Below are 13,373 nucleotides of genomic sequence, written 5' to 3'. Positions count from 1 at the left end.
AAAAGGGAAGGGGGCATAATGATCCTGTACCATGTCACAACGTGCAACTGATGCACTCTTTCAGTCACTCTTTCTCCTGACCGATATCAGGGTGATGCTCCGGGAGACAGCACCCCTCCATCAGCTGAGTGCTGAAGAGAAGGAAACAGCCGGGAAACTGCTGAAAACCGTAAGGCGCCAGGTCGATATACTTGAAGAGGAGCTGATCTGAGATGCGGTGTGCAGGCGATATCGAAGCCCGGCAGGTGGATGAGACCGCAATCAACATCGATCCGATCCAGGTGGGCGGGCGGCTCACGGCTGAAGCGATGAAGGCAGTGATCGCATACGGCGACGGCTACTCGGTCTGTGACAACTGCCGCAAGCCATTCCGTCTCGACTATATCAAAAAACCGCCAATTGCGGACTTCCATGCCGATCTCGCCTCCTGGCTTGAGATGGATACATGCCGGGTTGTTCCGGGTGCACGGCGGGGGTTTCAGGCGGTCTGCCAGGGGATGGTGCAGAAGGGCGATCCGGTGATCCTGACCGCTCTCTCCCACTATACCGAGTTTATGGCAGTCGAGTCGGTGGGGGCAGTGCCGCGTGAGATCCCAAAGGATGAGAAGAACCATATCACCCCGGATGCCGCCGCAGAGACGATCGAGCGGATAATAAAAACAGAGGGGAAGACACCTGCACTCCTCTTTGTCGAAGGAGTGGATTACCAGTTTGGCAACCACCATGACATCAGGGGGATCGCAAAAGTAGCCCACAGCTATGATATACCGGTCCTCTATAATGGTGCGTACACTGTCGGAATTCTCCCGGTATCCGGAAGAGATCTCGGGGTGGATTTTGTGATCGGATCCGGCCACAAATCGATGGCGGCACCGGCACCCTCCGGGCTCGTTGCGACAACTGCTGAATATGCCGAGAGGATCTTTGCCACCACTGCGGTGAAGGGGGATCAGACCGGCAGGACATTTGGGATCAAGGAGGTGGCGATGATGGGCTGCACCTTAATGGGCGTCACCATGATGGGGATGATGGCATCGTTTCCCCATGTAAAGGAGCGGGTGCTTGCCTGGGATGATGAGCTTGCAAAGAGCAGGGTGATCATTGATGCGCTCCTCGCAATCGAAGGAACAAAAATACTCTCGGATATGCCGCGGGAGCATACCCTGACCAGGATCGACACACGCGAGTCATTTGATCGTGTGGCGGAGACCCATAAGAAACGAGGCTTCTTCCTCACGAGTGCGCTTGGAAAGAGAGGTATTGCCGGGGTGATTCCCGGAGCCACAAAGGTCTGGAAGTTCAATACCTATGGGATGACAAAGGCACAGGCAGAGTACACAGCATCCGTCTTCCTCGATATCGCACGTGAGAACGGCTTAGCCGTCAATGACTAAACCAGAGAGCGCGGTTCTTTTGACTGCGCTTTCCACTGCTTTTTGTATCAGATCATCCATCGGGAGCTTCGCCTCCTCCTCTTCGATCTGGGGGATCGTCGCGGCGGTGGCAGGTTTCTTCGGCACCATCCGGCAGGCATGATCGCCTGGGCGGGCGATGAAGGTCCCGATCTTCTTTCCGAGATTCACGATCTCCTCCTTATCATAGGTGATGAGAGGGCGGAGTACAGGCAGCGTGGCAGCCGGGGTCACGGTCGCCAGATTCTCGAGTGTCTGTGATGCGACCTGCCCGAGGTTATCCCCGTTCACAATGGCAGAGCATTTGTGTTCTTCCCCGATCCGGCTTGCCACCCGGTGCATGAACCGTTTGCAGAGGATACAGCGAAACCGCGGTTCCTTCAATGTGAGCAGTGCCGAGAAGAACGGCTCCATATCGATCTCGATTGTGGGGATCTGCGTTCCCATGCAGTGTGTCGAGAGCGTCTCGGCATGGTGAAATGCATCATCCCGCGTGGCGGCGCCTGCATATCTCCCGCCACTCATATGGAGGAGGATGAGCTCGGTACCCCTGCGCATCATCAGCCACGCGGCAACCGGCGAGTCGATTCCTGCTGAGATGAGGCAGACTGCCCGTCCCTGCGTGCCGAGCGGGAGGCCCCCTGGGCCGGGAGAGAAGGAGTCGGTGACAAATCCCCCGTAGTGGCGGGCCTCGACAAAGACCTCGTACTCCGGGTTCGTGAGATCGACGGTAAAGTCCGGGTACCGGTCAAGGATCTCTGATCCGACGAATGCCCCGAGCTCCTGGCTGGTGAAGCCCTTCACCGCCTCCCGCCGTGCCCGGACCGCAAATGAGCCCTTTGTCCTGCCTGATCTGATCACCTGCTCGACAGCGGCAGCTGCAATCGCCTCCATCGTCGGTTCTGTCCGGATGACGACAGATGTATCCACGACACCAAAGACACGGGCGGCTTCTGCTGCGCGAACCGGATCATCGCAGTTGATATAGAGCCGCCCCCGGTGCTCCTCCATCGTATGGGAAAGCCCTGCCGCTTCAAGCGCCCGTCCGATGTTGCGGGTGAGTATCCTGATATAGTGGTGCATGACCGATTCGCTCTTCAAAAAGAGCTCGCCGTACCGCACCATCACCTGCTGCTGCATAGGTACCTCATTGGACTCAATAGCAGATGAGGGGAGCGGTAACCTCTTTAAGATTAAGGTGAGATGGTACATGAAATGGCGCGGAAGAAGAGTGAAGCAAAGAAAGAAGAGCCGATGAAGCTCTTCTATATCTTCTATAATCAGGAACGATGGGATAACTGGCTGACAACGCTTGCTGATGCAGACTTCGAGGGTGATGGCGAGGAGATGCCTGAAGGTTTCCGGATGCTTGAGAACTTCAGCGAGGATATCACGCTCGCTATCCTGAAGATCATCAAGCTCTGGCAGAACGAGCGGATCAGCCTTGAAGATGCGGAAAAGAAGCTCGCTGAAGTAGAGGCGATTGTGATGGGGCCGGTTCCTGAGGATGAGCTCGGGGAGATCATCGGATCGGTTCAGATCGCGATGATGGTCGTCTTCGCCTCATGCAGGAACTTCCTTGCAGGCAAAACGGATGCAGATATCAAGGCGCTCGTGAAGGAAGGGAAGAAGGCAGCAGACAAGGATCCCGAAGAGACCCTCAGGATTGCAGCGGAGATTGGATCTGCCGTCATCGGCGGTGCTGCCTGCTGTGCACGGTACGTGAAGGATACGGATGACCCGACGATCTTTGATGAGTGGCTTGCGGCTATCGAGAAGATGGGCGAGGCGATGAAGTCCTTAAAGAAGTTCGATGAGGTTCCCGGAGAAGCCTGAGTGATCGCAAGTAAAGCAAGGCTCCGTGCAGTCCGCAAGATCCAGCGGATCGCCGGGTACCGCCTGCCTGATTTCGCCTTCCATGGTGCGAACCTGGAGATGATTGATGGCGGGATCAACTACGAACAGCTCGATTCCACGCTCAGGGAACAGCTCCTCCGGTTCCAGAAGGACTTCCTTGACTGCAAGTGCAAAGGAAGGCCGCTCTGCGGATGCCCTGAGCAGAAGTTCGTCCTCATGCTCATCGAGCTCCGGACGCTGGGGCTCGACCACCGCGAGATCCATGCCCATCTCCTCGATGAATACGGGATCGACCTCTTCCCCGCCGATATCCTCTCGTTCCTCGAAGACGCCGTCCACCGGCTCGAGGCGATCCGGAGGGTCGCCGAGCTCGAGGGGCAGCATGAGCTCGCGAAGAAGACAGAAGACGCGATTAAGGGGATAGAGCAGTAAGAGCTTTTATCCTGCTCCAATTCCCGCATGAGACCTTTTTTCACCTATACTCCAATCTCCCCGGCTTTCGGGCGGATCGATCTGGCAAGCCAGGCAAATGCCCCCAGTGCCGCGATCTGCATCAGGATGAGGTATCCGATCAGAATACCGATATCAAACTCGTAGAGTATGCCGATGATGATGCTCCCGATGAACCAGCCGCCTCCATAGAGTGTGTTGAAGATCCCATATGCGGTTCCCCGTTTTGAGATGGAGGTGAGGTCAGCCAGAGCCGCCCTGAGAACAGTCTCCTGCGATCCCATCGAGAGCCCCCAGAGGATGACGGCGAGAAGGGCAAACAGGTAGCTTGAGGAGAATACCAGGAGTGCGATCGGGATGTTGATAAGCGGGATGACAATTAAAACGCCAAGCCCGATCCGATCATAGAGGACACCGATAATGAGTGCAAAGAAGGCATCGGCTGCCATTGCTATCGCGTAGAATACGGGGATCTGCGCCTCAGGGACGACGGAGGCGGAAGAGAAGTGGAATGCGATCAGTGGGAAGACTGCAAAGCCTGCCATCGTCAGGACGGTGAACATGCCATAGGGGAGCATCAGCTGTGGCAGCTTCCCGATATGCCGGAGATCGCGCTTTACGGTATCTTCCTCAAGGGATACCGGATCGGGAACCGTCCTGTATGCGATGAAGAGCGAGATGATGAGCAGGATAAACGGAATCGAGAGGAGGGCAAAGCCTGTTTCATATCCTCCCGAAACTGCAATCGAGAGTGCAAATACAAGAGGCCCGGCAACAGCCCCGATCTGATCCATCGCCTCATGGATGCCAAAGCCGGTTCCCCGGCCAACCCTGTGCGCAGCATGGGAGAGGATGGCATCTTTTGCAGGTGATCGGATCGCCTTTCCGAGGCGCTCAAGAATGATGAGAATTGCCGCAATCTCCCATGCCTGGGCAAAGACAAGGAGGGGAATTGCCCCGATCATCAGATAGCCGACAATGGCAAAACTCCAGTAGGAGCCGGTCCGATCGGCGATATACCCGGAGAGAAGGCGCACGGCATACCCGATAAACTCCCCAAATCCCGCAATGAATGCAACAGCAAAGGCAGTGGCACCGAGATAGAAGAGGTAAAGGCCCGTGATACTCCTTGCCGCTTCATAGACCATATCCCCAAACAGGCTGACGATGCCGAGAAGGAGGATCAGCCTGAGGGCGGGATTCTGTTTCAGGGAGAGGAAGGAGGGCATGTTCGTTTCACACTATTATGAGGTTTGTTCATACACCAATTCATTTTGATCCCAACTTTGCCATTAACAAGAAATAAGTGTGTTCTTAGTGATGTTTGTATCGACAAAAATGCAAACAAAACTAAGAACTAATCAGATAGAGCCGAATGAGAATATATCCTTTCCTATCGGCACCCTTCTCCTCATTGAAAGGCTGTATGAAACCCTGAATTTCCCCTCTGTTTTCGGGAAACACAAGACGAGAGGTATCGACATCAATAATTTGCTTCAAGCTCTTGTCAGCTACAAAATGACGGATAACTTCAGCATAAAGCGGTCTCACGAATGGATCAACCGGCCTGAAGTTCTTACCGAATTCTCTCTCCCTGCATTCAGCGAAAGAACACTCTACCGTGTCCTTGAAACCCTTGGTGCCAACCGGGAAGAAATCATATCCGACATCCAGGACATCCTGTTTGAGAGATATGAATTTGAGCATACAAACATCAACATGGACTGGACCAGCATTGTTCTTCATGGGGGTAAGGCACCGCTTGGAAAGTATGGCTACAGTCGTGATCATCGGCCAGATAAAAAACAGATCACCGTTGGTATCACAGAACTTGCCGACCCGATCAATGTCCCAATTGGACTGACAATCGAACCCGGCAATCTCAATGATCAGATCCACTTCAAGAAGACCTATCAGCAATCAAGCGGCAGTCTCAGAGAGGGTTCTCTGGTAATATTTGATAAAGGAGCGAACAGTGTCGCCAATACCCAGATGATCCGGGCAGATAATATGCAGTACATCACCGGAAAGAAGCTCAACAAGAGCGATGACAAGATAATCGCCAAATTTGAGACCTATAATCCTCAGGTTATTGATGAGGAGTCAGGGATTCGCGGGATTAAAATCGAGAAACCGAACAGTATCAATTATCTCTACTTCTCAGAAAAACTGCAGAAAGAGCAGCTGGAATCCAGAGCCAGAAAAGTCGTTCGGGAGATAAAAGAAGCAAAGGCCATTCAGGAAAGTATTGACAAGAAGAAGGCCCTTCCGAAACGATTCCGGATAAACAATCTTCTTGTTGATGTGGATTACTCGATCCAGACAAAGCTGATTGAACTCTCCGAAGATGATGCCGTCAGGCTGCTTGAAGATAAGTTCATCACCGGCAGAGAGGGATTTTTTTGCCTGAAATCGAGTAAGAATTTGACACTTATCGAAGCCCTTCTGACCTATCGAAAAAAGGACTCGATCGAGAAGATATTCAACTCTCTCAAGAATGAGATCGAGATCAAACCATTGCGTGTATGGACTGATAACAGCATTTACGGTGCTTTAATCATTGGGTTTCTTGCACAGTTGTTTATCTCTTTGATCCGATTTGAGATCCCGGAACTAAAGCATACGTCAACGAAATTCATCAAAAAGGCGCTATCGAATTTGACAGTTACGGTTGATTCGTGGATGAGGAAGACAAAAAGGTTCATTCACTCCAATTTTGATGCCATCAACACGATGATTTTACGGCATAATTGGACGGCAACATGAATTTTTGATTGGAAAATCTTCAACTGTCAAATACAGTTTCCCGATGAAATTCTGTAAAAATTAGATCACGATAGTGGATGCTCTCATTGGGTGGCTGAAGCCAAAGTGGCAAACTTAGGTTTGATGCGACGGTGCGCATCATACAGATGAATCGATCACACCATTTCAATGGTGCTGATAAAGATGGCATCATGGCAACCCCTGATTTCTGAACCCCGGCGGACATTCAGAAATGGTATAGGTGGGCTACTCCCCCCTCTGCTCCACCATATCTTTCACTGTCACATCCGGGTGATGGTACCGACGCCTGCCTTTTGTCCGTCCTCCGATCTCGACTGCCTCCTGTGGGCACCAGTGGATACAGGCATAGCACCAGGTGCAGGCGCTGCCCCAGATGACAGCACTGTCGGTGACGGTGATATTCCCTGTCGGGCATATCCGGCCGCAGATCCCGCACCGGTTGCAGCGATCGGTTGCATGGAGACGCCGGGGAGTGCCGTAGACGGATGTGACGAGGAATCTGAAGAAGGATGCCACAACCCGGTAGGGTGTTGAGTCCGATCCTTCGAGTGGGCACTCCCTCCTGCTGCGGATTGCGTCCGCAATCTCCGGGATCCGATCCCGTGCAGTTGCGAGTATTCCTTCGACCTTCTCGATTGGCTCCATCAGGTTCATCGGCCCGATGAAGTTCTCGGGCATCGTAATGGCTGCGCCAAGGGAGAGATGGGCGCCTTTTGTTTTGAGGAGAGCATCGAGATTATAGAGGGCGCCTCCGGGGCTTCCTCCGCAGGTGGCAACCCCAAAGAGATAGGGGTTGCCGTGTATCTGAAGCCCATGTACAAACTCCTGCACAATAGCGGGCATATCAACATAATAAATCGGGAATGCGAACCCGATTGCATCTGCTGTCTCTGCCTCCGGCGGGAGGGGGCCGTCTTTCATCGCCCGTGTGATCGGGATGATGGTCGTATCGCCAAGAGCGTCAGCAAGCTGCCGGGCAACCGCGAGGGTGTTGCCGGTGCCGGTGAAGGAATAGATGATGGTTGTCATGGTATCATGCCAGGGGGTTACTGTCAGGGATACTCTGTCAGGGATTCTCAGTCAGAGGCTCTCTCTCAGAGGTATTCTAAATGCAGGGAGGTAATTCGCCTGCATTCATTCTCCCTTTCGTACAATCCGGGATAAAGATATCCACGCAGGAATCCCAACAATCATTTAAAAGGAAACCATCATGGCAAAACCAGACGACGCACTCACGGCATTCAATAACGGCTTCACCCGCTCTTCCGCAGTCTTCTCGGCATTCGCAGACGATCTCGGGCTCTCCGGGGATCTGGCAAAGAAGATCAGTTGCGGGTTTGGCGCCGGAGTCTCACTGACAGGCAATACCTGCGGCGCCGTCTCGGGTGCCATCCTTGCAATCGGCCTGAAATACGGGAAATCCGAAGCAGGCGATTCCGCCGCAAACGAGAAGACGCGGGCACTTGTGCGGCAGTTCATCGATGAGTTCACCGAAAAGAACAGATCAATCAACTGCACAGGGCTCCTCAGATATGACCTGAGCAACCAGGAGAATTTCGATAAGGCACGGGCAGAGAACCTCTTTGCGACGAGATGCCCGGAGTATGTGAGGGGTGCTGCGGCGATCCTAGAGAGAATGATCTGATTGAGAGGATGGAAAACAATATTATTTTACTTTTCGAAGATTGGGACATAAAGTATAACAATATACCAGACGAATGGTAAATTACACTATCCTGATGAAGGTTCCTACGGGAACAGAAATCCTTTATCAATGGATAACCGGGTAGAGAATCAAAAGGCTCCCGGCGATCAAACATGATAGAAGTGATACAATGGTACATAAGAATACAATGAGGTTTTTTTCCCACGCCCATAATAATCTGAAGTATTATTCACTACATTTTTCTTGCAGGATTGATAATATTCGGAATACAGATCGATCCTCTCGCTCTTTTGACCTTTTTTTCCAGCCACCTCATTGAATCAAGCTGGAATCAGAGGTAGTTTCTCATGAACATTCAAATGGAACAGATTCTTTCTGTATCGTTCCAAAACAGAAAACACAAGGAAAATAGTACACATGACAATGATTGAGATCAGTAATCTGACAAAACGGTATCATGGGGTACCAGCAGTCGATGCTCTCTCCCTTTCCGTTGAAGCAGGGGAGATCGTCGGTCTTCTCGGTCCAAATGGTGCCGGAAAAAGCACGACCATCCTGATGGCAACAGGTCTCATTGAGCCGGATGAAGGAATCATCAGGATTTCCGGGCATGATATGGCACATGAGCCAAAACAAGCAAAGAAAGAGATCGGATACATGCCCGAAGATGTGGGATTCTATCCCCAACTCACTGCAAGGGAGAATCTTGACTTTTTCGGCCGCCTCTATGAGATGAAAGAGAACATGCGGCATGAGAGGATCGAGGAGCTCCTCGCAATCGTCGGCCTTGGTAGCGTGGAAACCCTTATAGGTGGATATTCAAAAGGGATGCGGCAGCGGCTTGGCCTTGCAAAAGCACTCCTCAACAACCCACCAGTAATCATTCTGGATGAACCAACTGCAAATCTCGATCCAATAGGTGTTGCAGATTACCGGAGGATCATCAGGCAGGCAGCTTCCGAAGGTGCTGCCATTCTGGTCTCCTCTCATATTCTTTCAGAGATGAATGTCCTTTGTTCACGAATCGCACTTCTTTCGCGCGGAAAACTCGTGGCTGATGGAACATGGGAAGATATCGCCCGCTGTGGTGGAGAGGTCACGATTAAGGTGGAGGGCAGAACAACCCTACCGGAGTTTTCAGACCCAGCCATACAGTCAGTCACTTATACACAGAACCGGCAGACAGCAATTATCCGGGCATCACATGATATACGGGATGAGATATCCGATATCCTTGCAGATTCAGGAGTATTAATCCGCACTCTCCAGATTGATGCAGAATCCTCAGAAGAAGCACTTCTTGCACGGTTCAGGGAGGGAGCAGCAGCATGAGTAACGCACTCTTTGTAATTGCAGGAAAGGAATTTGCAGATTCATTCAGGAACAGGACAATACTGGCAATATTTGCAATATTCTTTGCCATCACAATTATCGGGATGATCGGAGGCATTTCACAATACCAGGAGATTATTGACTCCTATAATGAACACCTTGCAATTATCGGACCAGAGGAGCGGGATCTCATGGAGGGGTTCATGGATTACCGTCCATCAACGATGATCATCTTCTCTTCAGTTGGATCCCTCCTTGTGACGATGGGAGCACTCCTTGGAATCACGGCGGGATTCGATCTCATCACCCGTGAACGTGAGGCACAATCGCTCAAGATTCTTCTATCACATCCGGTCTTCCGGGATGAAGTGATCAACGGAAAGGCAATCGGTGCAGGAGGAGCGCTTGCAGCTGTTTTTGCAGCGACAATAGGAATATCCGTTGCTCTCCTCTTAATTGCCGGTATCGTTCCGGCAGGTGATGAGTGGTCCTCAATTCTTATCTTTGCAATCTCGGCATTTCTGATGATCATCGCATATTTTGCCATTGCTCTTTGTATGTCCGCACTATCAGAGACGAGTGGAGCAGCATTGATCTATACCCTCATCATCTTCATCATTCTCTCAAGTCTCATCCCGGTTCTTATTCAGCACGGGGCAGCAGATGCAATTGCCGGAGAACAACCAAAAATGCCGCAGACCTTCTATTCAGACATGGAAGTTGTGGTATATGGAGAGGGAGAGGGAGAACCAAAAATGCAGCCAATCCGTTTTGATGACGAGGAGTTTACAAAATACCGGGAAGATATGGAAGCATGGTGGTCCAGGCGACAGGCAGTAATCGATACTGCCTCATTATTCTCACCAACAATGAGTTTTGAGAAGATATCAACAAATCTCATGCTTAAATCAACCTTTGGGTCTACCAGATCAATAAGCGCAGCGTATTCGTCAGTATCTGTCTTTGGCTCAGACGATGGGATTATTGCACAGATTATCGCTCTCCTCGCATTCCCTGCAGTTTTCTTTGGGATTGCCTATATACGGTTTATGAGGATGGATCTAAGATGATAGCAAAAGCATCCAGATACCTGATACCAGTGATGTTCATTGTCCTGCTCATAATTCCATCCGGAGCAGTAGCCAATGCAGTTTCCCAGCAATATACCATCTCAACATCGTTTCCCGGCCGTGTTGTAGAGGCAGGAACGGTATCTTCGTTCCAGATCACTGTTGAGAGTACGGGAACAGGAGAGAGAGGAAAGCTCTGGGTGCAAAAGTTTGCCGGCACAACAGACTGGGATTTTACGTTTACAAAAGATGGCGAGGAGGTGACGCAGATAACCCTGCCCCGGGGAAGCAAGGAGACAGTCACCCTTGAGGTTGATGTCGATTCAGAGACACCGATTGGAGAGTACCGGGTAAAAGTATATGTCGGTGATGGCACGCTCTGGCTGACCATCCAGGTAGATAAAACACATAAAGGGGAAAAGGGTGTGCTTGCCCTAAAAACAGTTGATGAGATCGGACAGCCGGTGGGTGGGGTTGCAGTTGTGCTTAAACCCCTCCGAGGCGGACTGGAGCCGATCCATCTGACCAGTGCCTCTGATGGAACGCTCAGAACCGTTGCCAAACCGGGTGAGTATAGCGTACTCCTGGAAAAAGAGGGGTTTGACGCACCATCATCGATCACAACCAGGGTTCGTGCAGGCCTTACCGAGGAGCTTGGGGATCTCGTTCTCCAGACACGTAATACTGCTCTTGAAGTAACATGGGAGACACAGGCAATAACGGTGACACCAGGAACCTCAACATCGATACCCATCAAACTGAAAAATATTGGTCGTGCCGGAGCGACATTCCAGTTGACCGGGGAGGAGATTCCACGTGACTGGTCACTACGGTACCGGATAAAACAGGGGGGAGAAGGAGTCATGGCCCTCTATCTTGCTCCAGGAGACTCCCGCGATCTAGAGATGATCATCACCCCCAGATACAGGGAAGAGACCGGAAAATATACCTTTACATCAGTTATCCTGGCACCAAACGGCGATAGATATACAACTGAAATCGAAGCATCAGTGAGTGGATCGCATGGAATGGAAGTATCCCTTGACCGCTATGTTCTGGAAACGACAGGATCAGAACCACTCTCCTTCCGGATGACCGTTCGAAATTCCGGGACATCCGGCGATCTTACAGCCGTCATTCCTGAGATCTCAGCACCAACAGGATGGAAAGCCGAGATTTTCCCGGAGACTATTGCCAAAATAGCTCCCGGAGAGCGGAAAGTCTTTGATATGACACTGATCCCGCCATCGAACGTGGTGGCAAGCGAGTACAAGTTTACAATGAAGGTCGCCTCTGATCAGGCAATGATCGAAGACGACTTCAGGGTCGCGGTAAAAGAAGGATCATTTACCGCCATTCTTGGCGTGCTCCTCCTTCTGATCGTTGCCGGGGGAATATATATGGGATTCCGACGGCACAGGAGACGGTAAAACATTCCGGGACTATTCTCCCTCCCGGAATCTTTCACATTCTCAAAAAACTCTACCTGAGAATCTTCACTTTCTCTTTATGCAGGGGATTTGGATACGATCTAAATACGTACTCCTTTTTATCGAAAAAAAGCCATTACCCAGAAGGATTCAGTAAAAACATTCATGGCAGGGCCTCTATCGCCTGATCCTCTGGTTCTTCTCTCCATGAACCTGAGATCGTTAACCCATATGGTTTATAGTGAATCATAAGCAACTTGTTCTGGATTGTCACCATGGATGGATCGTTCTTAACACAGTTCAATGTGCTTTTGCAGCTCATATGCGTCATCATTGTTGCTGCATATCTCCTCACGCAGAGCCGGATATTCCCCGAGATCCTCGATGGCAACCCGACCTTAAAAACCCGTATCATCCTCATCCTCTTCTTCGGAGGTCTTTCGGTCTATGGATCGATCTCCGGGATCGAGTTCCTCGGATCAGTCGTGAACGTCCGTGATCTCGGGCCAATGGTTGCCGGACTGCTGGCCGGGCCCTGGGTTGGAATGGGGGCAGGACTGATCGGTGCCGCCTACCGCCTGAGTATGGGCGGAATCACCATGTACTCCTGTGCACTCTCCGCCATCTTCGCCGGACTCTTTGGTGGACTCATATGGATCTATTATAAGAAGAGATTTCCCGGAACGACGGTAGCCGTTGCATTTGCGGTTCTGATGGAGGTCTTCCACATGGCACTCACGCTCATGATGGTGAAGCCCTTTGATGAGGCGGTTGCCATTGTCAGCAGAGTGTATCTGCCGATGGTCCTTGCCAATGCCGCCGGAATGTTCGTCTTCGCCATGATGGTGAAAAATATCCAGAAAGAGCGGGAGATACAGGCAGAACGTGATGCACTCCTCGGAGAGCTGAAGCTGAAAGTGAATGGAATGCCCGGAACTGAGGATACCAGAAAGAGATAAACCACTCATTTCTAAAAAAAATGATTTTAACAATGATTTTAAGAATGAATTGCGTTTGGACGCAGATTGACCAGATGCCAATCGGCCCGCAACCCCTAGAAACCGCTATATCTTTTTACTGTTAATATATGGAGAATCTTCTCACTCCCGTAGTGTAGTGGTCAATCATGCAGGACTTTGGATCCGGCGACGGCGGTTCGAATCCGCCCGGGAGTATCACCAACAGCGGATATCAATCTCTCACCGGCGTTTCGGCAACGACCGCCCTCAAAGAGCTCAAGGCTCTGGTCGACCTCGGTATTCTGGAGCGGAAGGCACCGTCGAGGAAGAAGACGCAGTACGTTCTGCGCGAAAACCGGCCATGATGATGGGTGTGGATAGTATCACGGGTTTTCGGCGGAACGGGCGAC

At 51.3% G+C, this 13,373-nt stretch carries 13 protein-coding genes and 1 tRNA gene; 11 read left to right on the top strand and 3 right to left on the bottom strand.

Annotated features, from left to right (window positions below):
- Positions 1–31 precede the first annotated feature (31 nt).
- Both ACZ44I_RS04155 and pscS read left to right on the top strand, forming a co-directional pair.
- On the top strand, positions 32–211 hold the full coding sequence (locus ACZ44I_RS04155) for a hypothetical protein (RefSeq protein ID WP_464548487.1): 180 nt from the start codon (positions 32–34) through the stop codon (positions 209–211).
- A 1-nt stretch (position 212) separates the two neighbouring features.
- Positions 213–1,394, top strand: coding sequence for an O-phospho-L-seryl-tRNA:Cys-tRNA synthase (pscS, locus tag ACZ44I_RS04150; RefSeq protein WP_464548489.1), 1,182 nt, complete (start codon positions 213–215; stop codon positions 1,392–1,394).
- On the opposite strand, the gene thiI is transcribed toward pscS, so the two are convergent.
- On the bottom strand, positions 1,377–2,552 hold the full coding sequence (gene thiI, locus ACZ44I_RS04145) for a tRNA uracil 4-sulfurtransferase ThiI (RefSeq protein WP_464548491.1): 1,176 nt from the start codon (positions 2,550–2,552) through the stop codon (positions 1,377–1,379). The genes pscS and thiI overlap by 18 nt on opposite strands.
- Before the next feature lie 63 nt (positions 2,553–2,615).
- On the opposite strand from thiI, the gene ACZ44I_RS04140 reads away from it, so the two are divergent.
- Entirely contained in the window at positions 2,616–3,248 is a 633-nt protein-coding gene (locus ACZ44I_RS04140) for a DUF2150 family protein (protein ID WP_464548493.1), read from the top strand.
- Positions 3,249–3,701, top strand: a complete 453-nt coding sequence (locus ACZ44I_RS04135; protein WP_464548495.1) for a DUF5814 domain-containing protein — start codon at positions 3,249–3,251, stop codon at positions 3,699–3,701.
- A gap of 44 nt (positions 3,702–3,745) precedes the next feature.
- Here the strand turns inward: ACZ44I_RS04135 and ACZ44I_RS04130 are convergent, their stop codons facing one another.
- Positions 3,746–4,948 carry an MFS transporter gene (locus ACZ44I_RS04130; protein ID WP_464548497.1) on the bottom strand — a complete coding sequence of 401 codons (1,203 nt, stop codon included), beginning with the start codon at positions 4,946–4,948 and terminating at the stop codon, positions 3,746–3,748.
- Positions 4,949–5,057: 109 nt separating this feature from the next.
- On the opposite strand from ACZ44I_RS04130, the gene ACZ44I_RS04125 reads away from it, so the two are divergent.
- Positions 5,058–6,485 (top strand): IS1634 family transposase, encoded by a 1,428-nt coding sequence (locus ACZ44I_RS04125; protein ID WP_464548499.1) that lies wholly within the window; start codon positions 5,058–5,060, stop codon positions 6,483–6,485.
- 246 nt (positions 6,486–6,731) lie between these two features.
- Here ACZ44I_RS04125 and ACZ44I_RS04120 read toward each other — a convergent pair whose 3' ends face one another.
- Entirely contained in the window at positions 6,732–7,535 is an 804-nt protein-coding gene (locus tag ACZ44I_RS04120; RefSeq protein ID WP_464548501.1) for an EFR1 family ferrodoxin, read from the bottom strand.
- 181 nt (positions 7,536–7,716) lie between these two features.
- Between ACZ44I_RS04120 and ACZ44I_RS04115 the strand changes: the two genes are divergently transcribed.
- The 6 genes from ACZ44I_RS04115 (at position 7,717) to ACZ44I_RS04090 (ending at position 13,179) form a co-directional block, all read left to right on the top strand.
- Positions 7,717–8,151 (top strand): C-GCAxxG-C-C family protein, encoded by a 435-nt coding sequence (locus ACZ44I_RS04115; protein WP_464548503.1) that lies wholly within the window; start codon positions 7,717–7,719, stop codon positions 8,149–8,151.
- Between the two features lie 444 nt (positions 8,152–8,595).
- Entirely contained in the window at positions 8,596–9,504 is a 909-nt protein-coding gene (locus ACZ44I_RS04110; RefSeq protein ID WP_464548505.1) for an ABC transporter ATP-binding protein, read from the top strand.
- Positions 9,501–10,574 carry an ABC transporter permease gene (locus ACZ44I_RS04105; protein ID WP_464548507.1) on the top strand — a complete coding sequence of 358 codons (1,074 nt, stop codon included), beginning with the start codon at positions 9,501–9,503 and terminating at the stop codon, positions 10,572–10,574. The genes ACZ44I_RS04110 and ACZ44I_RS04105 overlap by 4 nt, the downstream gene beginning before the upstream one ends.
- Positions 10,571–12,004, top strand: a complete 1,434-nt coding sequence (locus tag ACZ44I_RS04100; protein WP_464548509.1) for a COG1470 family protein — start codon at positions 10,571–10,573, stop codon at positions 12,002–12,004. The genes ACZ44I_RS04105 and ACZ44I_RS04100 overlap by 4 nt, the downstream gene beginning before the upstream one ends.
- 257 nt (positions 12,005–12,261) lie before the next feature.
- On the top strand, positions 12,262–12,963 hold the full coding sequence (locus tag ACZ44I_RS04095; protein ID WP_464548511.1) for a LytS/YhcK type 5TM receptor domain-containing protein: 702 nt from the start codon (positions 12,262–12,264) through the stop codon (positions 12,961–12,963).
- A 143-nt stretch (positions 12,964–13,106) separates the two neighbouring features.
- A tRNA-Gln gene (locus ACZ44I_RS04090) sits at positions 13,107–13,179 on the top strand.
- Positions 13,180–13,373: the final 194 nt, after the last annotated feature.

It is taken from the genome of Methanocalculus pumilus (assembly GCF_055382585.1).
Note: the sequence above shows the minus strand (reverse complement) of the source record. Positions and strands in the feature narration are given on the sequence as shown.

What these genes read in the sequence shown, in the direction of transcription:
- ACZ44I_RS04155 (WP_464548487.1), top strand. Translation starts at nt 32, where the DNA reads ATGTCACAACGTGCAACTGATGCACTCTTTCAGTCACTCTTTCTCCTG.
- pscS (WP_464548489.1), top strand. Translation starts at nt 213, where the DNA reads ATGCGGTGTGCAGGCGATATCGAAGCCCGGCAGGTGGATGAGACCGCA.
- thiI (WP_464548491.1), bottom strand. Translation starts at nt 2,552, where the DNA reads ATGCAGCAGCAGGTGATGGTGCGGTACGGCGAGCTCTTTTTGAAGAGC.
- ACZ44I_RS04140 (WP_464548493.1), top strand. Translation starts at nt 2,616, where the DNA reads ATGGTACATGAAATGGCGCGGAAGAAGAGTGAAGCAAAGAAAGAAGAG.
- ACZ44I_RS04130 (WP_464548497.1), bottom strand. Translation starts at nt 4,948, where the DNA reads ATGCCCTCCTTCCTCTCCCTGAAACAGAATCCCGCCCTCAGGCTGATC.
- ACZ44I_RS04125 (WP_464548499.1), top strand. Translation starts at nt 5,058, where the DNA reads ATGCAAACAAAACTAAGAACTAATCAGATAGAGCCGAATGAGAATATA.
- ACZ44I_RS04120 (WP_464548501.1), bottom strand. Translation starts at nt 7,535, where the DNA reads ATGACAACCATCATCTATTCCTTCACCGGCACCGGCAACACCCTCGCG.
- ACZ44I_RS04115 (WP_464548503.1), top strand. Translation starts at nt 7,717, where the DNA reads ATGGCAAAACCAGACGACGCACTCACGGCATTCAATAACGGCTTCACC.
- ACZ44I_RS04110 (WP_464548505.1), top strand. Translation starts at nt 8,596, where the DNA reads ATGATTGAGATCAGTAATCTGACAAAACGGTATCATGGGGTACCAGCA.
- ACZ44I_RS04105 (WP_464548507.1), top strand. Translation starts at nt 9,501, where the DNA reads ATGAGTAACGCACTCTTTGTAATTGCAGGAAAGGAATTTGCAGATTCA.
- ACZ44I_RS04100 (WP_464548509.1), top strand. Translation starts at nt 10,571, where the DNA reads ATGATAGCAAAAGCATCCAGATACCTGATACCAGTGATGTTCATTGTC.